Origin of the sequence: Herbaspirillum chlorophenolicum (assembly GCF_001189955.1) — a bacterium.
Lineage (GTDB): Bacteria > Pseudomonadota > Gammaproteobacteria > Burkholderiales > Burkholderiaceae_D > Herbaspirillum > Herbaspirillum chlorophenolicum.
In genome coordinates this window covers 1-21,623 of the sequence record NZ_LFLT01000018.1, presented here as the reverse complement: position 1 = coordinate 21,623, position 21,623 = coordinate 1, and the positions used below count along the sequence as shown (strand labels likewise).

Below are 21,623 nucleotides of genomic sequence, written 5' to 3'. Positions count from 1 at the left end.
ATCCCGCCAATCTGCTGCTCACTTGCGTGACATGCGACGGATGCGATGCCAGGGGAAGTCCTCGTCCAGGTCGGCGTTCATCAGTGCTTGCTGCGCGCCGAGGCGCAGTGTCCTGCGTGACGGAGATGCGTTCCCGAACGAGACTTCATCATCCAGGTTGGAAGCGTTTTTCATGGCGTCTTACCTTTCTTTTGGAAAATGACGTAATACGAAGAAAACAGTTTTTCGCACTCAACCGATCTGCACACGCAAGCCCAGATAGATCTCCGGCAAGCCCAGATTCAAGATGGCACGCGAGCGTTGCAACAATTGATAACGGACCTGGTTTGGCGTGTGCGAGCCTGGCGCCGGCGTGTAATTTTTCCGCTTGGCGGCCTTCCTCCGTTCATCGCGCTCCATGCCGCTCACCGTGGCCTGGCGCGTTTTTTCGGTCTTCAATGGTGCTTCTTGCGGGTCGTCGCGGGGAATCGGTGGCACGTAACCGCTCACGCCGTTGAGAAACACGGTGGCCGGCAAATCCTGCTCGCCGGCATGGTTCACGCGTGTCAGGGCGGCCTTGGAAGGCGCCGATGGCACGGTCCGGCCGACACTGCGCGGCGACTGGGCCCAGCTCGGCCGTCTGCCTGGCGGCAGTCCTGTCGATGGGGCCGCCTTGGCATCGACGTAGCCGGGCTGCGCCGCAGGCGGTACCGACTGCCTTACGGCATAGTCGTCCAGCAGCTCGCTGTGCTCCCACATCAGCTTCACCAGGCCATCGGCCCTGGAGGGATCAATGCCTGGGTTGACTCTCATGTTCATCATCTATTCCTTGCTGCGGCGCGATCCGGGCATCGCTGCTGCGGATCGCGCCTGCTTGCTCAACTACCAACCAACGCTTACAGCCTGCCCTTCTCGACTGCCTTGTCCGGATCGACCTGGCCCAACAAGCCGTCGTATTCACCGGTGTTGGCGGACTCGATGCGCTTGAACAGCTCGCCGCCGTTGGCCATGTAGGTCTGTGCGGCCTTCTGGACTTCCGGATCTACCTTATGCTCCTTGCCGTCCTTGCCCATGAAGTAGCCGGTGTCGGCGATCTTCTTCATGCCGCCCGACGAAATCAGGTCAATACCTTCGTTCTTCATGAAGTCCTTCATGGTGAAGACTGCATCCTTGTCATTCATCGGCTTGCCGTTGTTCTGGCCATTGCTGCCGTTGACGTTGCCAGGGTTGTTGCCGTTACCGTTGCTGGTCCCGTCCAGGCGCCCCTTTTCGACTGCCTTGTCCGGATCGAGTTGGCCCAACAAGCCATCGTATTCACCGGTGTTGGCGGACTCGATACGCTTGAACAGCTCGCCACCGTTGGCCATGTAGGTCTGGGCGGCCTTCTGGACTTCCGGATCTGCCTTATGCTCCTTGCCATCCTTGCCCATGAAGTAACCGGTGTCGGCAATCTTCTTCATACCGCCCGACGAAATCAGGTCAATACCCTCGTTCTTCATGAAGTCCTTCATGGTGAAGACCGCATCCTTGTCGTTCATCGGCTTGCCATTGTTCTGGCCATTGCTGCCGTTGACGTTGCCGGGATTGTTGCCGTTACCGTTGTTATAGCCGTTGCCATTGCCGGTGCCGTCCAGGCGGCCCTTCTCGACTGCCTTGTCCGGATCGAGCTGGCCCAACAAGCCGTCGTACTTGCCGGTGTTGGCGGACTCGATGCGCTTGAACAACTCACCGCCATTGGCCATGTAGGTCTGGGCGGCTTTCTGGACTTCCGGATCTGCCTTATGCTCCTTGCCGTCCTTGCCGGTGTAGTAGCCGGTGTCGGCAATCTTCTTCATACCGCCTGAAGAAATCAGGTCGATACCCTCGTTCTTCATGAAGTCCTTCATGGTGAAGACCGCATCCTTGTCGTTCATCGGCTTGCCATTGTTCTGGCCATTGTTGCCGTTGACGTTGCCTGGGTTGTTGCCGTTACCGTTGTTATAGCCGTTGCCATTGCCGGTGCCGTCCAGGCGGCCCTTCTTCAAGGCATTGTCCGGATCACCCCGGCCCAGCATGCCGTCGTTCTTGCCATCGGTGGCCGACTCGACGCGCTTGTACAGTTCACCGCCATTGGCCATGTAGGTCTGGGCGGCCTTCTGGACTTCCGGATCCGCCTTATGCTCCTTGCCATCCTTGCCCGTGAAGTAGCCGGTGTCGGCAATCTTCTTCATTTCTTGCGGCGAGGTCAGGTCGAGGCCATTGTTCTTCTGGAAGTCCTGGAAGGTAAAGGCAGCGTCCTTGTCGCTCATCGGCTTGCCGCTGTTTTGGTCATTACCGAAGTTCACGCCATTGCTGCCGCCGATATCGATGGTGATCGAGCCGTTATTGGACCAATCCCCGTTGGACTGACTGGATGGAGACAGGCGGCCCTTGGAGAGTGCCTGGCCAAAGTCGCCCTGCCCCAACTGGCCGTCGAATTTGCCGTCGGTCGCCGATTCCAGACGCTTGAACAATTCGGCATCATTGTCCAGGAATGCCTGCGCGGCCTGCTGCACGTCGCTGGAAACCTTTTTGGTATTGCCGTTCTTGTCGGTGTGGTAGCCATTGGCCAGCTCTTGCATCTGCTTGATCGACAGCAGGCCGATGTCATTGTCTTTCTGGAACTGGTTGATGGTCTTGGCCGCGTCGTAGTCGTCAGGCTGGTGCTTGGACAACGAACCGTTCATCAGGGCGGACATCAGGAAATTGAGCAGCAGGCCGCTGAAGTCCTGGCCGCCGCCGCTGGGCTTGTCGGAAATGCGTCCCTTCTTGATCGCATTGGCGGCGTCGCCTTCCCCCAGTTCGCCGTCGTACTTGCCATCAGTGGCCGATTCGACCTTCTTGAACAGCTCGCCGCCATTGGCCATCATTATCTGCGCGGCTTGCTGCACGTTGTCCGGTACGCGGGTGGTCTTGCCATCCTTGCCGGTGAAATAGCCGTTGGCCATTTCCTGCAGCTGCGACGGCTTCAGGCGACCGGTCTTGTTGTCTTGCTGGAATTGGCTGATGGTATTGGCGGCGTCGGCCTCGGACATCTTGGAACCGTTACCGCCGGTACCCAGGATGGCGTCGAGGAACCGCTTGGCTGCCGGCGGCAGATCGAACTCCACGTAGGCCGAATTCTTGTTCGATGAATTGCCGTTGTGGATATCGTTGTAGTCGGACTCGTTGGCACCGCGCAGGCGCAGGGTAAGGGTCAGTTCACCATCCGGCGAACCATTCTGATAGTTGTTGTTGGATGTGACAGTAAATGTATTGGACATACGTTCTCCGGGAAAAGGGGCAACAAACTACTCCGACGGCCGCACCACTGCGTAATAACCTGCTGACCTCGCCATTGCCGGACGATGACGCACGAAAACTCAAGGGATAGCGGACTCGTTGTTGAGTGACTCGACGAAGTTGTTAGTTCCAGTCCGCCAACATGGGAGCGGTTTTTTCCGAAGACATGCTCACGCTGTCCCGTTGGGACAAGCGGCCTGAGGTCGCGGCGCGGCCGGCCGCGGCAATATGCGGAAATGGAAATGGTGCGACGCTGCTGCATGGACCAGACGACAAGCCGCCTGCCTCACTTGGCCCCTTGATTGCTCGCCCCGGCAGCGCCCAAGCCGCACCGTCGGTCCCGAGGTGCCGCCATCGGCGCACCCGGATCGCTTGCTGCTCTCTCCCCTTTGCGATACCTAGACCAGTTGCTGGCCGGCGTCGCGACCCTTTTTCATCATCTTGAACATGACGTCGAAAGCATCGACTTCCTCGGCTGATGCGTTCACGCTATTTTGCTGGGCAATGGTCTTTGCCGTAGCATTGATCGATTCGGTCGTAAGTTCTACTGCCATGGCGGACTCCCAAAAGAAAAATGACAAAAGGTTTTCATCAGACGCTGTACTGGGTCGCAAGTGGTGCAGCACAGGTTCCATCGGCCACCAGACATTGCGGGCGGGATGGCATGACGTCAAATGATGGAGCACACGTAAGGCGGCGCCGCAGGCATGGAACCGGCAATGCCCGCAGCGCCGCCAAGGAAGATGCCCATACCGGCCAGTTGCGGCGGTTGGCGTGCGAGTTGTCGCGCGCCCGGGCGATGCAATGAAACCTCAGATCGCCGCTTGCGCGGTCTCTTCCGCCTTCTTCGCGTATTTGAGGAATATGTTGACGTTGTCGACGTTGGTCACTTCGTCATTGACAGCCTGTTGCGTACGGATGGCGCGCGCGCTGCTGGTACGCGCTACCGCGGCTGAACTGCCGGCGGTGTTGATCGAATCTTGCATGCGGGCTCCTGATGGCGGTGCAGGATCGGCGTTGCGATCATTGCTGGTCGTTGACGTTCTTGGCCATGGTGGCGAAGACCTTCATCTTGGCCAGCGAGGTGGCTTGCTGCGACACCCACAACTGGAACTCCATGGCCTGCTCGGCGCCGGCCTGGGCATTGCCCACCATGGGGTCAGCAGCGCCCTGGCGCATGCTGGGATTGCCTTGCGATTGATATCCGCCAGCCATCTGGCTCTGGAAAGTAGACATGGTCGTTTCCTCACTCGGGATTGAAATGCAGGTGGGACCCACAAGAGTCCCACCGTACTCAAAAAACTTATCCGCCAACCGATCAGATGTAGCTCTTGACGTTATCGCGTTTCTTCTTGTCGATCGTGTGGGACAGGTCATCCGCCGCCGCGATTTCTGCGTTCGTATTGACGACGTTCTGCTCAAGCACCTGGGTAGCGGTGCTTGCGGTAGATGCACCACTGATTGGACCTGCAGACATAGTAACCTCCATGAAAAGTTAAAAATTACCGCAGCGCATTGTGTCCCCGCGGTCCCAGCTAAGTGGAACGGCAGGGGGCGTAGGTTCCATCCCGATGCTGATGTTTCTTCCCGGCGAGCCAAACAATTGATCACGGCACCCGGCCCTGTGGATGGAAACATTCCACAACTGCTCCGGGCCAGACATGACGCCGTTGGTCGGGATGGCACCCACTCATTTTGGAAGAGGTGCTTCATCGGGGTCCGTAAAAAAATTTGATTGGAGCATGATTCATTTCCCAACGCTGGAACCAAAGGACGGAACGGGTTCACCCATGGTGGCAGTACACCAGCCCCTCCTATTTTTGTAAGGAAACAGCATGAGCATGAATATCACTTTCAATGGCGGCACCGGCAGCGTGACCGGCGGCAGCGAGACTCCATCGGCGAATGAAGTCAAAGGCTTCAAGGACGGCTTGTCGGGAAAATCCGACCAGGAACTGCTGCAAGGCCTGCTGCAAGGCAACCTGCCGCAGTGGCAGCAAAAGGCCATTGCGGATGAGCTGCAAAAACGCCATCCGGAAGCCGCACAGTCCGATGGCGCCAATGGCGCTGGCGGCGACGGCGGCGGTGGCTCCAATGAGCTCGAGGACCTGATCAAGAAGCTCAAGAAAGGCAACATTTCCGACGCGGAACTGAACAAACTGTCGGCCATGACCGGCGTGCCGGTTGATCAATTACAACAAGTGAAGGGCAAGAATTCGGCCGACAGCGTGGGCCAGCAAGGTGACATCACTGGTGGTTGAACCAGCCCCGTGAAGCGGGATGGTCAGAGCATCGCATCAGGCCTCAAGGGCTGGGTCCTGTATCGCACAGGACCCAGCCCTTTTTCGTTGTTATCGATACGGTGACGATGGCAATGATGGACGAGATGGCCACCACTCGTGATGGCTTGCGGCTTGCTACACGAATGTGAATCGATCCTGGCGCCAGCGCTTTGCCAGACCGGAAAAGAAGCGCAGCAATTCCAGCGTCGATGCCGCATCCGCTTCCTCGTTCAGCGGAAACCGGCACATCAAGGCGACGCTGTCGCGCATGCGGTCATAGGTGAACACCGGCGCGCATACGCCGAACAGATGCGTCTGCGTCTCTAGCAGGCGCAGCAGCACCGCTTCACGCGCGGCGCCTGGCAACGCGCCGAAATCGCAATGCATGTGCACGCTGTCGGACAACATCAATCCGGCATGGAACAGCGTGAAGCCGACTCCATCGACTTCGATCTGCGCGGCCTGGTACATGGTCGGCTTGACTTCGATCGACAACTGCTCGCACAAACGATCGATCAAGGCGTGGTAACGGTGTATCGACATACTTCCCCAGTTTTATTTTTTTAATCATGCGGCCAAGGCGGCGTTGCGGCGCGTGAATTGCGCCGCAACGCCACGATCAGACGATATCGCCGTTCTTGGACCCGCCGCCGTTGTTGCCATTGCCGCCACCACCGCCGGTCAGCGTACCCAGCGGATCGGTAATGATGCCGATTGGATTGCTCACTACCGTATTGAGCGTGTTGATAGGATTGATGTCCATCTTGTTTCTCCATCGAATGAGTGGATAGATGAGTCGGTCTTCTGGCGCGCGCGGTTCCACGCCGTCGCAACTGCGCGTCCAATGCCGACAGCTCAACGGCCAGGGCCAGTAACAATCGCTTTCACTTTATTTTTTCCTGGGCATGCCCGGCGCGGCATGTCGTTGGAACCCTTGGACGAGGCGCTACACCCATCAATCTAGGCGGCCCATGCCGCGACCTTCCACCGCAACAACCAGCGCCATGCGCTCACTGCCATGAACCATTTCGTCGGCCCTGCCCTGGCCAAACAAGACCATCGGGCCATCCATCTTGCACGCCATGTGCGGTCCGCCTTCCAGGACCATGCCCTGCTGCGGCCAGAACAACTCCGCGTATTCGCCAGAGCCGAAGGCATGTATGTGTGGGACGCAGATGCCACCAGATTCCTGGACGGCGTCTGCGGCCAATCCTGCGCCACGCTCGGTCATGGCCATCCAGCCCTGGTGCACGCCGCGACCGGCCAGCTCGACGCGCCGGGCCATAGCGGCCAATTTCTCCAGGCTACCCATGCGCCCTTGTCCGAGCTCGGCACCAAGCTGCTCAAGCTGCTGCCGCCAGGCATGCAGCGTGTGCTCTACGCCAACTCCGGCGCCGAAGCCAACGACTTGCTCTGCCGTTCGGTGCGGCATTTCTGGGAACTGGCCGGCAAGCCAGACAAGCGCATCATCATCAGCCACCGCCGCAGCCGCCATGGCGCCGGCCATGCCTTCGACGATCTGCCGCTGGACCAGGTGTGCCACATCGCGCCGCCGTACTGGTTCGGCTACGACGGATTTTTGACCGAATATGAATTCGGCCTGGCTGCAGCCCGTGAACTGGAACTCAAACTGCTGGAGCTCGGGCCGCAACGTGTAGGTGCGTTCCTGGCCGAACCGTTTCAAGGCAACGGCGGCGTCATTTATCCGCCCTACAGCTACTGGCCGGAAATCCAGCGCATCTGCGAACAGTACGACATCCTGCTGTGCATGGATGAGGCTGTCAGCGGCTTCGGCCGCTGCGGCCGGTGGTTCGGCAGCGACCACTTCGGTATCCGTCCCGACGCCATGATCCTGGACCAGGGCCTGACCTCGGGTTACGTGCCGATGGGAGCGTTGGCAGTATCAGAGCGCATGGCCGACACGCTCGCCAGCCTGGGCGGTCCGTTCGCACACGGCTTTACCGACCAGGGGCATCCACTGGCGGCGGCAGTCGCACTGGCCACCCTGCGCGTGCTGGATGACGACGGTCTGATGAAGACCGTCGAGCACGATACCGGCCTGTATTTCCAGTATTGCCTGCGCGAGCGCTTCGACGGCCACCCCATGGTAGGCCAGATCCAGGGCAGCGGCATGGTGGCTGCGCTGCAGTTGTCACCGGCTCCCGAGGGCAGGGCCAGCTTCGACGAAGTGGGCCTGGCCGGGCACTATTGCAGCTTGCGCGCGCAGCAGCATGGCCTCTTGGTGAGCGCCGTGGGCGATCGCCTGGCACTCGCGCCGGCACTCATCGCACAGCACGCCCATCTGGACGAACTGATCGACAAGCTGGGACGCGCAGTGGATGAGACCGCGCAAGCTCTGGCGCTGATGTAGCCCGTCTCAACCGCATCTGCATAAGCGGCTACTGAAAGAAAATATCGGCGGAACCGGTCGGCAACATTGCGCTACTCATGTTGGCAGGCCGCCCCGCGCGGCCTGCTTGACAACAACAATGAGCCAGGAGCGCGACATGTTCGATCCGACTTTTGCCGACCAAACCATTGCGCCACGCCTGTGGGGATTAGTAAAGGCGGCCGACGGCTGCCTGCCCGGCGAAGAAAGCCATCACACATTTCATATTCGCAACGGCGGCGAAGCCGGGGTGCTGGCCTTTGCCTCCGCATTGGACGCCGAGATCTACCGCCAGCAGTTGCTGGGCCTGGGGCTGCCGGGCTGGCAACGCGCCCCGCTGGAACGCATCGACCTCGAACGCATCATGTCCGGCCAACCGGAACAGCAACGCAGGTTGATGCTGGCGCTGGGATTCTTCGCATCCGATACCAACGACCTGCTGCTCGACGACCAGCAGATGCTGATCACGCCGTTGTTGCCGGTGCCGGTCCTCATGGCGCATTCGCTGCATGGCATATCGCAGCTGCACATCGAGCGCGAGGTGCTGGACTTCGTCGAGCAATGGTGGGAACGCGTCGGCGGCGAACAGTACAGCCAACAGGTGCGCCTGACCTCAAACTGGTCTGACCAACAGCTTGCACTCTGCGCCGATGACGCCCTGTCCAAGGCACCCATCATGGGCAGGCACCAGTACCACACCCTGTGGAGCGATACCGGGCAAGGCGATGAGTGCGCCGTCTTTTCACCGGACAGCGGCACCTGGTGCTTCTCGACGCTGCATGGCCCGCGCCCGCGCGCACTGCATTGACCAGCGGCGCTGCGATATCGATGCAGCGCTACCGATATCACGGAACCGTCTTGCTTCGGCGCCCGACTCAGAAGCAAGGGCTTTTCCGGGTTCCGTTGTCATCCCGCCCTGTCTTCTTGCGAGAAAGGATTCATCAGGCAATCAGCCTCTTGCGGCAAGCATCGACCGAAAGGCCCAGTTCACCAACATCTGGAGCAAACAGTCATGCCAAAGGCATTTATCAAAGGCGGCCAATCCCATGCGGAGCCGTCATCCCACGCGTCGCGCCACACGCGCACATCGCGCGAAAAATCCGAAAAACCTGGAGCCAAGATCCAGGTCACGGTCCCCTCGTTCATCACCAAGTACGGCAAGCATGCCGCTACCGGCTCACCCGAGAACACACTCTATAACCGTTTCATCAAGCTGAGCGCCACGGCGCAGTCGATTCCCGCACGGCTCGCCGCTGATACCAGGACTTACCAAGGCCTGCAGGAGCAATTGGCGCAGTCGGACAGTCGCTTGCAAGCCCATCAGGAGAAGCTGGACGGTTTTGGCAAGATGTCCGAATCGCAGCACGCCCTGGTGCGCGAAAAACATGAACTGGTACAGGACGAAAAAAGCACCGAGCAAAGCATCGGCCTGACCGATGTGGAAAAAAACATCGATTCGTACTATGACGAACGCAAAGATCTGAAGGAAAAACGTCACGAATACAAGCACGATCTGTCAAGCCTGAAGCGGCGCCACGACCGCAACGAAATCAGGAAGAGCGATTACAAGAATCGCAGCCAGGCGCTCGATAAAAAGATCGCGCAGTTCACCTCCGAAATGGATGACATCGATGTCGAGATCGCCACACTGAAGAAGCGACGAGATGGCCTCAGGAACGAGCTACCCAAATATGACGAAAAATTCACGGCGCTCAACAACAAACTCGATGCGGCCGGTGTCAGCCGGGAAACGGAACTGAAAATACGCGACGTGCTGAAAGAGATTGATGAAGAGAAACTGGAAAACAATAAGCTCAAGGGCCAGTTGAAGGCAATCGACGACATGCCGGTTCCGCTGTCCGAAGACGGCAGTCTGCCGCCGCGCCAGTACGCACAGAGTGCCGAGAAGCTGCGCGGCCTGCTCGATACGGTACATGCCGAACTGGCCAAGCTGGAACAGCAAGTCTTGGACAAGCTGGACCAATCCGACAGCGACACTGAAAGTTCGGACGACGATGCGCCCACGCCCTCCAAGGCGCCCCGCCGGGATTCCACCCCTGCAGCAAAATCAACGCCGCCGGCCAAGGAAAAGCCTGCACGCCAGTCGGACAAGAATGATGACACGCGCTCCGTGCGCGCTGGTCGCACCAGTAGCGAGAGCAAGAAGAAGGCAGCGCCTGGCGGCATCGCTGGATGGATGGCCGCCAGCATGGGCATGACACCTGCCCGCACCAAAGCTTCCTCATCGCACACCAAGAAGTCCAGCGCGCCGGCCCATCATCGCAAGCGCGACCCGGCGACTCCGGTGGCAGAGAAGCATGCGGTGGAGTCGGTGCTTGAACCGCAGGATGCGCCTCCAGTATCAGTATCCGCAGCGGTGGCTGTCACGGATAATGTCAACGCTGATGCGGCACCAAGCCCGGTTGCAAAGAGCGCAGTCTCTTCGCCGGCGCCCACGCCCGCCCCACAGTCACAACCGCCCAAGCCCACGGCGGAAGACGCCCAGGATGAAGACACTCCTGCGCCGTCAGTGACGCGCGACCGCGCCGCCCGGCCAGCGCCCGTAGTTGCCAGTGAGACCCGCAACACTGCGCCGCAACAGGATGGCGGCACGCCCGCCAATGCCGCCGCGAAAAACGTCGGTCCCAAGCCAACTGCCAGCACCCGCGGGACCACGTCTGCCGCGCCACCACCATCGATAGCGTCAACGCCAATCGTCACCGCGGCCGCAAGCCAGACCAAGCCGGTCACGGTGCAAGCGTCGATGCCCGTCACGCCGTCCCAGCCTGTCCCAGCAGTTGAAAGAAAACAAGCTGCAGCAACGACAGCAACGGCAGAGGCACCCGGCCACGTGAGCCACCCCATACCCGAGGCTGCCGAACGCGCGCCGCAAAAAAACACTGCCCCGATGCCGGCAAAGGCATCGACCGCTCCTATCGTGGCCGCAGACAAGCAGGCCAAGACGCCTGCTCAACAAAGCAATAGTGTTGCCACCAATGCTGAACCGGCCGCATCGGTCGTGGCGGAAGCGGAAAAAACCGTTGTACGTCAGGCCGTCACGCCTGTCGCGAGCACCGTCACCAAACCATCGCCAGCTGTATCCAATAACGTATCGGCCGCTCCAGTCGGTGCCAATAAGTCCTCCACGCCCACATCGGCATCGCAAACAACACCACCTGCCGTTAGCCAGGCAGTGCCTGCGGTCGTCACGCGCCCGGCAGGGCAAGCCAGCAACACGGTGCAGGCAAAGACACAGTCCGTACCCGCGACGCCCAAGGTCCAGCAGCCCAAGCCATCAGCGGTGACAGCCGTCGACAACGCGACCAAACCCGTGGCCCCCCCCAGCAATGCAGCCACCAAGATCGTGACGCCAATGCCAATGGCCAGTACCGGCGCAGTGGATAATGCCGTACCCGCGCCATCGGCAGCTTCAACTCCGGTCGCGCCCCAGGCCAGAACCTTGGCAGCGCAAAAGCAGGATTCGGCTCAGCCTGCCCCTGTGGCAACCAGCAAACCGTCCACATCGCCAACGACCACGCGAGAAACACCACCCGCCGCAAGCCAGGCAAGCCCTCGTGTGGTCACACGGCAGTCGGAACCGGCCAAGACGTCGAAGGCCCCGGAACCAGCGACGGCGTCCCCGACACCGCCTGTGGCCGTCATCAAACCGGTTACAGCGCCGGACAAAAGCGCGACACCCGCGTCCACTGCCGTGCCGAAGGTCACTCAGGTCACCGTCGAAACACCGGCAGCGACTGTGGCGCCAAGTCCTGCCAAAGCCCCAAAGCCCACAATGACCGCAGCAAAAGAAACCGAAACATCGCAAGCGGTGGATTGGCGTAATGCACCAGCAGTTGTGGTGAGCACGACGCCCCCCTCGGCGCAGGCCAACGAGCAACAAGCGACGCCGGAAAAGAAGACCGCCCTCCCGTCGCCAGAGCCGGATTGGCGCAGTGCGCCGCCCGTGCGGGTAACCGAGCAGGCGCCGCCAGAGGACGTGGCCAAGGCGCAGGTCGCGTCGGCACAAACCGCGCCGCCTGCGACGGCGGCCGTGAAGCCCGGCGTCAATCGACCCAGCCAGCAAGAACCGGCACAGCCGCCCGCCGCCAAGGTATCGCAACGCACCTCGACTGCTTTGTCCTACCCAAGCATTTCCGGCAAGGAGGAAGCGGTCGGCCGCGGTGCGCTCCCGGTGTCCAGCACCGCCACTGTGCAACCCGCCGCCTCGAGTGCATCGACCTATCCCAACGTCAGTGGCCGCAAGGAAACGATCGGACGCCCGGCGCCAGCCCAGCCCGCAGCGCCTGAAGCAGAAGAGCCCACCACCAGGGGCTATGCCAAGGTGTCCACCGGCGCCAAGGAAGATGCCGGCCGGGCCGCCGCACCGGAAACCGCCGCGCGGCCCGAGATGTACAGCTACAATTTCCATACCTTGCCTGCCAAGCTCCGGCAGCGCCTCGGCAACCAGGCACAGGTCAGGACGCACCATCGCGACCTCTCCGGCGTGACCGGTGTCATACTGGCCTATGTGGTGGTGGCTCCCGATCGGCCCAAGCCGGTTCTCCTCAACCTTGACGGTTATCGAGAAATAGCCATTCCCGCTCACAAAGATGAGTACTATGTGGTGCTGGATACGCCGCCGGACAAGCTCAAGCAGAAAGTGGAGGCCCTTGCAGCAGCGAAGGCCGAAGCCGCGGAGGCCAGGAAGCAGACACGGGCTGCCGCTGCCGCCGCGCGCAATGCGGGATACTTTGAAGATGGGCGGCCAGAAGATGAAACGCCGATTCGCGAGTCCCGGCGCTATTACGGCCAGCTCTCGTCGGATGAAGAAGGGGACGAAACCTCGCCCCCCCGCACGCGTCCCGCCGCATCGACTTCCCGACGCAGGTTCGACCGGAAAAACCCGTTCGAGCAGAATCCAAAGTTTGTGCGCGCCGATGCATCGAATCCATTTTCATCGAATTTCGATCCGCGTTACGCTCACGCCTACGATCCGCCTGAAAATACCGCACCACCACCTCCTCCGCCGCCGTTCGGCTTCGGCGGTGGCGGCATGCCGCGCCGAAACAGTTTCAATACGCGCCCGCCGTTTAGCGGCGGCTATGCTCCACCGCCGCCGCCTTCCTGGTCCGCCCGCCCCCCTGATCCAGCCCTGTATCAGGCGCCGAATTTCGCCGCCTATGCTACTCCGCCACAACCGGGTTTTGGGGCTGGAAGCGCCCGACGCGCATCCACCTGGAATGGCATGCCAGGCGACGTCCCTTACGCCGGAGGACCTCAACGTGCACAGACTTTTCCATCTGCACCGCCAACACCGGCCGCGCCAACCGAGGAAGTTATCGAGATCCAGATCGAACCGATTTCCCCCAAGTCCGCAGACGGCCAACCGTTGCCCAAACTGATTTTGGTCGGCGCCGAATGGGAGACGGCGAAAGGGGACAACCATCCGGACATGGAAGCACCCAAACCGACCCTGGCCACTGCCAAAGCGGTGGTCAAGCAGCTTAGCGACAGGTTATCGAAAGAGCAGTTGACTGATTTGGGGCAAGAACTTTCTCTGTTCGTGAACCGGCACTATCACCTGCCCGATCTCCCCCTCACCGTTGAGCAAGCCTACCGGGACTATGTACAACAACTTCTTGCCGGAGCGGAAGAGAAGAATCCTGAACGCTTTGCGGCACTGACGACGGAGCAGGTAACAAGCTTGCACGATGAACTCTACAAGCGAACCTGGGAGACGCACGCGGCCCCCTTCATGAAAACCTTCCTGACCCAGAAGTACCGGAACGTCTTCTCCACTTCCTTGACCAGCGTCGAAGGCAGGCAACATGCCTCGCGCCTGCAGCATGCGCTGAGCCGTGCTTACCCAGCCGCTGCAGCCTCCGGGAGCAAATGATGGAAAACACGATGAACACCGCCCCGCCCCTGGCGCAACTGCGCGCCATGCAAGCCGATCCCTTCCGCGCCCGGGAGCTGCTCCAGATGCGCGATGAAGCAGCACAAGGCCTGCGCGACCTGACGCGCCAATTGGCGCTGCATCTGGCCGCAACTGTCGCGCCACCACACCCGAAGGGAAAACGGCGCAACCTGACTGCCGGCAGGCAACGCGAACGCCGTAGCCAAGCCTGCCAGGCCCTGGCCGAAGAAATGATCCTGCAGGCGCTGGCGCATAGGCATGACCCGCAGTGGGACCCGTGCGCTGATACCGGCGACGCGCCCGCGCAGGAACATGCAAGCCTGCTGTTGACCTTGCTGCGCATGGATGAGCCTGATGTCGCCCATCACGAGCAAGAGCAGCAGGAAAATGATGCCTGGATGGAACCATAGCTGCTCCGGCAACATTCATGAACATGGTTTGCGCGAGCGATATCGGTCGCACCGCAACGGCACCGGCGAAGGCGGAATCCCCCCCTGCTTCGCCCTGGCCGGTGACCGCGCTTCCCGCCGAACAGCCACGTTCACACGGCGCTCCGTGCGACTGCGGCCGATGGCTCGGCAAACCTGGTCAGGCGCCTGACCCTAATAGCGCATCCGGCCGCAGCAGAATATCGCTGCGGCCAGTTCCCCGGCATTGACCGAAACAGACGAGAGACCGGCCCCTTGTTCGCAAGGCTTGGGGGAACGTAACGGCCGGACCAGACAAGCGAGACGCACCGATCGAGAAAGGAGCAAAGTGAAACCGCAGACGACATCGCCGGTCTTGCCTGACGCTTCGCGTGAGGTGGACCAGCACTACCAACCTGCCAACCCGGGCCCCGCTGCTGGCACCCACCGCAGATACGACGTCGACGATCTGTTCGGCGTCTTCCCGTAACATTATTTCAGCAAGCAGTGACCTTGATGACGGCGCCCTCGGGCGCCGTTTTTGTTTCAAGGTTCAAACTGCATTTGTTCCCGACAGCACTGCCCGATAACACTTTTACATCGGTTCCCCGGCGTGAGGAATGTTGAGACATTCGATCGGCGAATTGTCCTACAGTATTTTCACGCCAGCGCCTCGACGCGCCGGCCTCGAATAAACAGGCGCAACAAAACCAGCAGTGTCGACAGCCAGGCTTTCTCGCCCGGCGATAAAAAGGGGAAGCGACGTGGTTGCCTCAATAAACACAACAGGGGAGTGGTCCGCCGGCTTGCGTGCGGATAATCGCAAGATGTCCCGGCGCACGCTATGGGTCATCGGCCCGGTACTGAGCCTGGCCGCCTCGGCGGCCCACGCGCAGAGCCTGCCGGGTGCCGGCGAACTGCTACGCGACCTGCGGCCGGCGCAGCCATTGGCCGCGCCCGGCAACCAGAGCCTCCCGCCGGAAGCGCCGCTCGGGGCCACGCCGCCGCCGGCAGACATCGGTCAGGAAAAATTTGCCGTGAGCGGTTTTCGTATCGAAGGCGCCGTGGCGTTTTCACCAGACATCCTGGCCCAGCTGTTGCAAGACCTGATCGGCCCGGAGCGCAGCCTGGCCACGCTCAATGAAGCCACCGCCCGCATCACCTGCTTTTACCGCGAGCATGGCTACCTGCTGGCGCGCGCCTATCTGCCCGCCCAGCGGCTGGACCAGGGCCTGGTGCGCCTGCTGGTGCTGGAAGGACGGCTGGGTGAAATCCGGCTGCATAACGAATCGCGGATGGACAGCGCCACGCTGCGGCAACGGCTGGACCGGATCGGCTTGGGTTTGCCGCTGGCCGGCACCCGGCTGGAACGGGAGCTGCTGTTGATCAACGACCTGCCGGGCGTGGCAGTGCGCTCGGCCTTGACCCCGGGCAGCTCGGTGGGCAGCACCGACCTCGAAGTGCAGGTGGCCGATGAGCGCAATGTCGAAGGCGAAGTCAGCCTGGACAACCACGGCAATCGCTATACCGGTGCCGTGCATGCCAACGCCGCGCTGGCGCTCAACAATCCCCTGGGCATCGGCGACCAGCTGCAGTTCAACGCCATTAGCTCCGGCAGCGGATTCAACTACGGCCGCCTGGCTTATCAGTTGCCGCTGGGAGCGGCTGGCGCCACCCTCAATGTTTCGTATGCGGCCATGGCGTATCGGGTGGGCTCCGACTTTTCGCGGCTCGATGCGTCCGGTAGCGCGCGACTGGGATCGGCAGTCCTGGCCTACCCGCTGGTGCGCAGCCGCCGCCTCAATGTGGGATTGCAGTTGCGCCTGGAAACCAAGCGCTTCAATGATCGCATCGGCCTCATCGATTCGCGCCGCAACAAACGCATCGATGCCGCCACTACCGCAGTGACGGTAGACAGCTCTGACGGCTGGCTGGGCGGCGGGCAAAGTCGGGCCCTGCTGGGTGTGACGCTGGGCCGCTTGCAACTGCCGGCCACCGAGGTCGCCGACGATCAGATCGGGCACCGTACCGAAGGCCGTTTTTCCTATGGCAGCCTGCAGGCCACCCGGCTGCAGGCGTTGGGATCGCAATGGGAGGGCTTGCTTCAGCTGAGCGCCCAATATGCCGCGGGCAATCTGGATTCGGCACAGAAATTCTCGATGGGCGGCCCCTATGCCGTGCGTGCCTCCCCCTCCGGCGAAGCCCCGGCCGACGATGCGGTCATGCTCAACGTCGAACTGCGCCGCGCCCTGTCATATCAATGGCAGGCATTTTCCTTCGTCGACGCCGCACGCGGACGCCTGAACCACAGCCCGCTGGCCAGCGATGGCGCCAATCTGCGCCATCTGTCCGGCGTCGGGCTGGGGGCGCGCTGGAACCATCCACAAGGATATCGCCTGCAAACGACACTGGCCTGGCGCACCGGCCCGGCCGCCACCGCCGAGCCAGACAAGTCGCCGCGCTTCTGGCTGCAACTGGCCAAGAGCTTCTGACTCCCCTCCGATAGACCCTTACAGGAACACGTCATGCCTCGACTTCTCTGTCACGCCGGTCGTGCCTACGGCCGCCCCACCCTGTTTCCCCTGCTGCTGCTGGCAGCCGCCACCGCCAGTGCCGCCCCAACCGGTGGCGTGGTCACCGCGGGCAACGGCAACATCGCCAGCAATGGCGCCGTCACCACCATCACCCAGGGCAGCGACAAGCTTGCCATCAACTGGAACAGCTTCAACATCGCCGCCAGGGAAACCGTCAACTTCGTGCAGCCCTCGCGCGATGCAATCGCACTGAACCGGGTACTGGGCAGCGGCGCCAGCGAGATATTCGGCAATCTCAACGCCAACGGCAGGGTATTCCTGATCAACCCCAACGGCATCCTGTTCGGCGCCGGCGCCAGCGTCAACGTCAACGGCCTGGTGGCCTCCACCCTTGGTCTGTCGGACCAGGATTTCATGAATGGAAAACTGCGCTTCAGCGGCAATGCCGGCAACGTCACCAATCGCGGCCAGATCACGGCCGCCGATGGCGGCTTCATCGCGCTGCTGGGAGGCCAGGTCAGCAACGACGGTACGCTCACGGCGCGACTGGGCAACGTGACGCTGGCCGCCGGCAGCGCCATGACGCTCGATTTCAATGGCGATGGCCTGCTGCAGGTGCGCATCGACCAGGGCACCGCGCAGGCGCTGGCGCAGAACCGCCAGCTGATCGTGGCCGATGGCGGCACCGTACTGTTGAGTGCACAAGCGGCCGACGCACTGGCGCAGGCGGTGGTCAATAACACCGGCGTGATCCAGGCGCGCAGCGTCGACCGGCGCCACGGCGAGATCGTCCTGATCGGCGACATGCAGAACGGCCTGGTCAAGGTGGGCGGCACACTCGATGCATCCGCCACCAACGGCAATGGCGATGGCGGCTTCATCGAGACCAGCGCCGCCCGCGTGCAGGTGGCCGACGACGTGCGGATCGACACTCGCGCCGCTGCCGGCGCGACCGGCACCTGGCTGATCGATCCGGTGGATTTCAAGGTCGCCGCCAGCGGCGGCGACATCAGCGGCGCCGCATTGAGCGCCAGCCTCAACGCCAGCAACGTAGTCTTGCAGAGCAGCCGCGGCGGCAGCGCCGGACGCGGCGACCTGTTGGTCACCGACCGCGTCAGCTGGAGCGCCGACACCACGCTGACCCTGACGGCCGCCAACGACGTCAAGGTGCAGGCCGATGTCACGGCCACCGGCAACCATGCCGGACTGGTCATCAATCCCAACACCGCCAATGGCGGCAGCGCCGCCAGTGGCACCGGTCGCTTCACCGTCAGCGACGCCGCCATCACCCTGTCGGGCAGCAATCCGCGCTTGTCCATTGCCGGCAACAACTACACCGTGATCAATGACCTGACCACGTTGCAAGCCGTCAACGCCAGCCTGGACAATGTCACCACCCGTTACTTTGCGCTGGGCAGCAATATCGATGCGAGCGCCACGGCCGGCTGGAACGGCGGGCTGGGCTTTGTCCCGCTGGGCACCAGGGGCGCGGAGTTCCGCGGCATCTTCGATGGCCTGGGGCATACGGTGTCGGGCCTGACGATACAGCGGCCATCCAGCGATTGGATAGGCTTCATCGGCTACACCAGCGGCGGCAGCATGGTGCGCAACCTCAACCTGGCCAACGTCAACATCAGCGGCAACGAGAACGTCGGCGGCGCCGTCGGCACCAGCTTCGGTGAACTCTATAACGTGCGCGTGAGCGGCAACGTCTCGGGCAACAACAACGTCGGCGGCGTGGTCGGACAAAACTACACCCGCAGCGAACACATCATCAACGCCGCCACCGTCTACGGCGTGACCAACGTGGGTGGCGTCGCCGGCGGCAGTTCCGGCTGGATCGTCGATTCGGTGGGCAGTGGCACAGTCGGCGGCGTGCGCTCCGTCGGCGGGCTGGTGGGTTCCAACAGCGGCACGGTGAACAACAGCTACGCCTCGGGCAACGTCAGCGGCGATGAATACGTGGGCGGGCTGGCAGGTTACAACGTGCCGGGCGCCACCATCTCCTACAGCTACGCCAGCGGGTCGGTGCGCGCAGCGGTGAGGTACCAGGGCGCACTGGTGGGCTACAACGGAGCGGTCTCCAGCATCCGGTCATCGTTCTGGCTGGATGCCAATGGCCCCGGATACGGCGGCAACGACGGCACAATCGATGCCCTCACACGCGGCCTGACTGCGAGCCAGGCCAGCCTGGCCTCGACCTACGCTGCGGCCGGCTGGGACATCGGCAACAGCACCGGCAGCAGCCAGTGGCGCATCTATGACGGCAATACGCTGCCGCTGTTGCGCAGCTTCCTGCGCCCGACTACGGTCACCGTCGTTAGCGGCGTGCGCGACTATGACGGCACCACCGGCGGCACCCTGAGCTATACCACCAGCAATGGCGCCGTCCTGTCGGGCGCGTTGACCTATACCAGCGCCGCGCGCGACGCGGGCAACTACAGCACCGGTGCCGGGACGCTCCGCCTGGGGAGCCTGTATTCCGGCCAGGAGGGCTACGACATCGCCATCAGCGGCGCCAGCCTGCGCATTGCCCCTGCCACGCTGATCGTCACCGCCAATGATGCTGCCGCCACTGCCGGCACGCCGTGGACCGGCGGCAACGGCGCAGGCTACAGCGGTTTCGTCGGCGGCGACAGCCTAGCTTCGCTGACCGGCACCCTGGCATATGGCGGCAATGCGCAAGGCGCAACCCAGGCTGGGCAGTACCGCATCGGCGTGTCGGGCCTGAGTTCGAACAACTACGTGATGCGTTACATGGATGGCACGCTCACGCTGCGCGCCCCTCCTCCCGTAATCGCCAGCGAGCAGAGTTCCCGTACTGAATCCTATGCCAGCGAACAGAGTTCCCGCACCGAATCCTATAACGCGCCGGTGGCCCTGCTGCCGCAAGGTAGCGACCCGGCTCACAGCGGCGAACTGTTCCTGCGCATCGTCAGCGGCGGCATCCGGCTACCGCAGGGCATCACGGAAACATTCTGAGCACGAGCGCCGCCCTGATCGACGCGCGGCCATGACGACTTGAAAAGGAGAATCACAATGGGGAAAGTATTTTCGGCGGCGTTTGCCATGCCTTTGCTGGACTGCCTGTTCGACGCCGACCAATCGGCCACGCACTGCATGTACCAGGTCGAACCCGAGACCTATGGCAGCATTGATAATGTCTATGTGGTCTGTATCGCCGACAATTCGGCCGTCACCCAGATCCGCGCCGGGCTAGTGATGAAATCGGACCTGACGCATACCGATGCGATCTTTCCCTACGCGGTAACGGCGGCGATTGCCTCCAGCCCCATCCTGGCGGGCAAGATCGAACCCCAACGCTGCACATTCTTCCCGGCCCGCATCAAGGTCGACGGCCCGCCCTTGACCGAACCGGAGATGCTGCAACTGCTGGCGCAGCATTATTCGCAGTTTTCGTTTCGATGTGCCTGTTGACACACGGCGGTGACACAAGCAAAAAAGAGAAAAGGGTTGCAGATCTCATCGGTCTGCAACCCTTTTGCTTACTGGTGCCCCCCGTGAGTCGAACACGGCACCAACGGATTATGAGTTGGATTAACTCGTTGATTTAATTGGATATTGGATCGCTCTCGCTCGCTAAACTTCGCCAAGGAAACATCAAATATGTCACGCGCGCGCTCGCTCTGGAACCACTGCGACACTGCAGCAAGTAACGCAAGCACGCTTCCTCTCTATATCTCAACTGCCGGGTCGTTGCCGAAAGCGCTGAGTGTTGCTGCACTTTTGGCGATGACCGCGTAGCCGCCTTCGGAAGTCAGTGAGTGATGGGAAAATGGAAAGGATCAATTCTGCGCGCAAATCAACAGGCTTGCATTCCCGCCTAACATAAAATCAATTATTATTTGACAGTTTTAACAATAAAAAGAAGCTTTATCTAATCTACAAGGGGGAAAAATGGGGATGTTCGACGCCAAAGTCGATCAACAAGAATTTGACCAATTCAAAAATAAAATCTGGGTCACTTTAGAGGGGTTGCAGAAAGCAGTAGCCGAAGACAAGCGCTCGGCCGAGGAGCAGATAGTTAGCCTACGCGACGAAGTCAGGACGACTTCGCCTATTTCAGAGAGCACCGCCAGAGAAGCGGCCGCAAAAGCGGTAGAGAGTCAGAGCAACGTCAAGAACATTGAAGGCCTTTTTACAAGCGCTCTAGAAGAAATTGGTACGCTCAAGACTGGGGCCATCAAAGAGCGAGCAGATATTACGGCATTAGTCACCGATGCAACCACGCGTCGGGATGAAATCACAAAGCTTCAGGCTCAAGCAACGCAGCTTATCGCAGAAGTAAACCAAAAAAAGAATGAGCTAGACAAGGCTGCTGTGTTGCTCGAAAAGCAGGCGACTGAATTCACTGCCTATTTAGAGGAAAGTAAAAAACTTCCAGAATGTCTCGTGGAGACAAAGGAATTACTCGCAGAGATTAAGAAGAACGGCGAAAGTGCTCAACTACTTCTTAATAATGCAGTAAAAAAGAAAACTGAGATCGATGCCATTCACAAGGCAATTCATGGTGAAGATATAAGCTCGACGGATGGAAAGGTATCTCACGTACCAGGTCTTAAAGACGAATTGGAATCTGCTTACACAGCGCTCTCTGAAAACCTAGGAAATCTAGGCGACAGAGTAGATGATGCCTTCTCTGAAATTCGCATCCAGTACGAAGAACTGTCGAAATCAAACATTGAAGAGTTTGAGACTCTCTTGTCAAAATCGACAGGTCGGTTTGAAGCAGTCGACAAAGAGCTAAAAAGTCTTCTCCCCGGGGCAATGGCTGTTGGCCTGAGTGCGGCTTAT

Annotated in this window: 18 protein-coding genes; 9 read left to right on the top strand and 9 right to left on the bottom strand. The window is 60.9% G+C overall.

The window, feature by feature from the left end:
* Positions 1-18: 18 nt before the first annotated feature.
* From AKL28_RS24465 to AKL28_RS24450, 7 genes are all read right to left on the bottom strand, one after another.
* Positions 19-174 (bottom strand): hypothetical protein, encoded by a 156-nt coding sequence (locus AKL28_RS24465; protein WP_156226322.1) that lies wholly within the window; start codon positions 172-174, stop codon positions 19-21.
* A 57-nt stretch (positions 175-231) separates the two neighbouring features.
* A complete protein-coding gene (locus AKL28_RS12610) occupies positions 232-792 on the bottom strand; it encodes a hypothetical protein (protein WP_156226321.1) in 561 nt (186 codons plus the stop codon).
* A gap of 83 nt (positions 793-875) precedes the next feature.
* Positions 876-3,260 (bottom strand): hypothetical protein, encoded by a 2,385-nt coding sequence (locus AKL28_RS12605; RefSeq protein ID WP_050468494.1) that lies wholly within the window; start codon positions 3,258-3,260, stop codon positions 876-878.
* 417 nt (positions 3,261-3,677) lie between these two features.
* Positions 3,678-3,833: a hypothetical protein gene (locus AKL28_RS24460; protein ID WP_156226320.1), complete on the bottom strand. Its 156-nt coding sequence runs from the start codon at positions 3,831-3,833 to the stop codon at positions 3,678-3,680.
* Between the two features lie 258 nt (positions 3,834-4,091).
* Positions 4,092-4,265, bottom strand: a complete 174-nt coding sequence (locus AKL28_RS24455) for a hypothetical protein (RefSeq protein ID WP_156226319.1) — start codon at positions 4,263-4,265, stop codon at positions 4,092-4,094.
* A 37-nt stretch (positions 4,266-4,302) separates the two neighbouring features.
* Complete coding sequence (locus tag AKL28_RS12600; RefSeq protein WP_050468493.1) at positions 4,303-4,515, bottom strand: hypothetical protein; 213 nt, start codon at positions 4,513-4,515, stop codon at positions 4,303-4,305.
* Between the two features lie 82 nt (positions 4,516-4,597).
* Positions 4,598-4,756: a hypothetical protein gene (locus AKL28_RS24450; RefSeq protein ID WP_156226318.1), complete on the bottom strand. Its 159-nt coding sequence runs from the start codon at positions 4,754-4,756 to the stop codon at positions 4,598-4,600.
* Positions 4,757-5,114: 358 nt separating this feature from the next.
* On the opposite strand from AKL28_RS24450, the gene AKL28_RS12595 reads away from it, so the two are divergent.
* The gene (locus tag AKL28_RS12595; RefSeq protein ID WP_050468492.1) at positions 5,115-5,540 is read left to right on the top strand and encodes a hypothetical protein; all 426 of its coding nucleotides are present in this window, start codon (positions 5,115-5,117) and stop codon (positions 5,538-5,540) included.
* Positions 5,541-5,696: 156 nt separating this feature from the next.
* Here the strand turns inward: AKL28_RS12595 and AKL28_RS12590 are convergent, their stop codons facing one another.
* Both AKL28_RS12590 and AKL28_RS24445 read right to left on the bottom strand, forming a co-directional pair.
* Positions 5,697-6,104: a CesT family type III secretion system chaperone gene (locus tag AKL28_RS12590; protein ID WP_050468491.1), complete on the bottom strand. Its 408-nt coding sequence runs from the start codon at positions 6,102-6,104 to the stop codon at positions 5,697-5,699.
* Between the two features lie 76 nt (positions 6,105-6,180).
* Positions 6,181-6,324, bottom strand: coding sequence for a hypothetical protein (locus tag AKL28_RS24445; RefSeq protein WP_156226317.1), 144 nt, complete (start codon positions 6,322-6,324; stop codon positions 6,181-6,183).
* A 255-nt stretch (positions 6,325-6,579) separates the two neighbouring features.
* On the opposite strand from AKL28_RS24445, the gene AKL28_RS12585 reads away from it, so the two are divergent.
* The 8 genes from AKL28_RS12585 to AKL28_RS12550 form a co-directional block, all read left to right on the top strand.
* A complete protein-coding gene (locus AKL28_RS12585; RefSeq protein ID WP_050468490.1) occupies positions 6,580-7,932 on the top strand; it encodes an aminotransferase class III-fold pyridoxal phosphate-dependent enzyme in 1,353 nt (450 codons plus the stop codon).
* 136 nt (positions 7,933-8,068) lie between these two features.
* On the top strand, positions 8,069-8,758 hold the full coding sequence (locus tag AKL28_RS12580) for a hypothetical protein (protein ID WP_082221484.1): 690 nt from the start codon (positions 8,069-8,071) through the stop codon (positions 8,756-8,758).
* A gap of 204 nt (positions 8,759-8,962) precedes the next feature.
* Positions 8,963-13,846 carry a hypothetical protein gene (locus tag AKL28_RS12575; protein WP_050468489.1) on the top strand — a complete coding sequence of 1,628 codons (4,884 nt, stop codon included), beginning with the start codon at positions 8,963-8,965 and terminating at the stop codon, positions 13,844-13,846.
* An 11-nt stretch (positions 13,847-13,857) separates the two neighbouring features.
* The gene (locus AKL28_RS12570) at positions 13,858-14,277 is read left to right on the top strand and encodes a hypothetical protein (RefSeq protein ID WP_156226316.1); all 420 of its coding nucleotides are present in this window, start codon (positions 13,858-13,860) and stop codon (positions 14,275-14,277) included.
* Positions 14,278-15,101: 824 nt separating this feature from the next.
* Entirely contained in the window at positions 15,102-16,766 is a 1,665-nt protein-coding gene (locus tag AKL28_RS12565; RefSeq protein ID WP_050468487.1) for a ShlB/FhaC/HecB family hemolysin secretion/activation protein, read from the top strand.
* A gap of 33 nt (positions 16,767-16,799) precedes the next feature.
* Entirely contained in the window at positions 16,800-19,790 is a 2,991-nt protein-coding gene (locus AKL28_RS12560; protein WP_050468486.1) for a two-partner secretion domain-containing protein, read from the top strand.
* Between the two features lie 57 nt (positions 19,791-19,847).
* On the top strand, positions 19,848-20,246 hold the full coding sequence (locus AKL28_RS12555) for a hypothetical protein (RefSeq protein WP_050468485.1): 399 nt from the start codon (positions 19,848-19,850) through the stop codon (positions 20,244-20,246).
* A 486-nt stretch (positions 20,247-20,732) separates the two neighbouring features.
* On the top strand, positions 20,733-21,623 hold an 891-nt coding region (locus AKL28_RS12550), incomplete at its 3' end, for a hypothetical protein (RefSeq protein WP_156226315.1).

Coding starts and splice junctions, on each gene's coding strand:
- AKL28_RS12580 (WP_082221484.1), top strand. CDS start 8,069: ATGTTCGATCCGACTTTTGCCGACCAAACCATTGCGCCACGCCTGTGG.
- AKL28_RS24450 (WP_156226318.1), bottom strand. CDS start 4,756: ATGTCTGCAGGTCCAATCAGTGGTGCATCTACCGCAAGCACCGCTACC.
- AKL28_RS12595 (WP_050468492.1), top strand. CDS start 5,115: ATGAGCATGAATATCACTTTCAATGGCGGCACCGGCAGCGTGACCGGC.
- AKL28_RS12555 (WP_050468485.1), top strand. CDS start 19,848: ATGGGGAAAGTATTTTCGGCGGCGTTTGCCATGCCTTTGCTGGACTGC.
- AKL28_RS24445 (WP_156226317.1), bottom strand. CDS start 6,324: ATGGACATCAATCCTATCAACACGCTCAATACGGTAGTGAGCAATCCA.
- AKL28_RS24465 (WP_156226322.1), bottom strand. CDS start 174: ATGAAAAACGCTTCCAACCTGGATGATGAAGTCTCGTTCGGGAACGCA.
- AKL28_RS12565 (WP_050468487.1), top strand. CDS start 15,102: ATGTCCCGGCGCACGCTATGGGTCATCGGCCCGGTACTGAGCCTGGCC.
- AKL28_RS12605 (WP_050468494.1), bottom strand. CDS start 3,260: ATGTCCAATACATTTACTGTCACATCCAACAACAACTATCAGAATGGT.
- AKL28_RS12585 (WP_050468490.1), top strand. CDS start 6,580: ATGAACCATTTCGTCGGCCCTGCCCTGGCCAAACAAGACCATCGGGCC.
- AKL28_RS12560 (WP_050468486.1), top strand. CDS start 16,800: ATGCCTCGACTTCTCTGTCACGCCGGTCGTGCCTACGGCCGCCCCACC.
- AKL28_RS12610 (WP_156226321.1), bottom strand. CDS start 792: ATGAGAGTCAACCCAGGCATTGATCCCTCCAGGGCCGATGGCCTGGTG.
- AKL28_RS12575 (WP_050468489.1), top strand. CDS start 8,963: ATGCCAAAGGCATTTATCAAAGGCGGCCAATCCCATGCGGAGCCGTCA.
- AKL28_RS24460 (WP_156226320.1), bottom strand. CDS start 3,833: ATGGCAGTAGAACTTACGACCGAATCGATCAATGCTACGGCAAAGACC.
- AKL28_RS24455 (WP_156226319.1), bottom strand. CDS start 4,265: ATGCAAGATTCGATCAACACCGCCGGCAGTTCAGCCGCGGTAGCGCGT.
- AKL28_RS12600 (WP_050468493.1), bottom strand. CDS start 4,515: ATGTCTACTTTCCAGAGCCAGATGGCTGGCGGATATCAATCGCAAGGC.
- AKL28_RS12590 (WP_050468491.1), bottom strand. CDS start 6,104: ATGTCGATACACCGTTACCACGCCTTGATCGATCGTTTGTGCGAGCAG.
- AKL28_RS12570 (WP_156226316.1), top strand. CDS start 13,858: ATGAACACCGCCCCGCCCCTGGCGCAACTGCGCGCCATGCAAGCCGAT.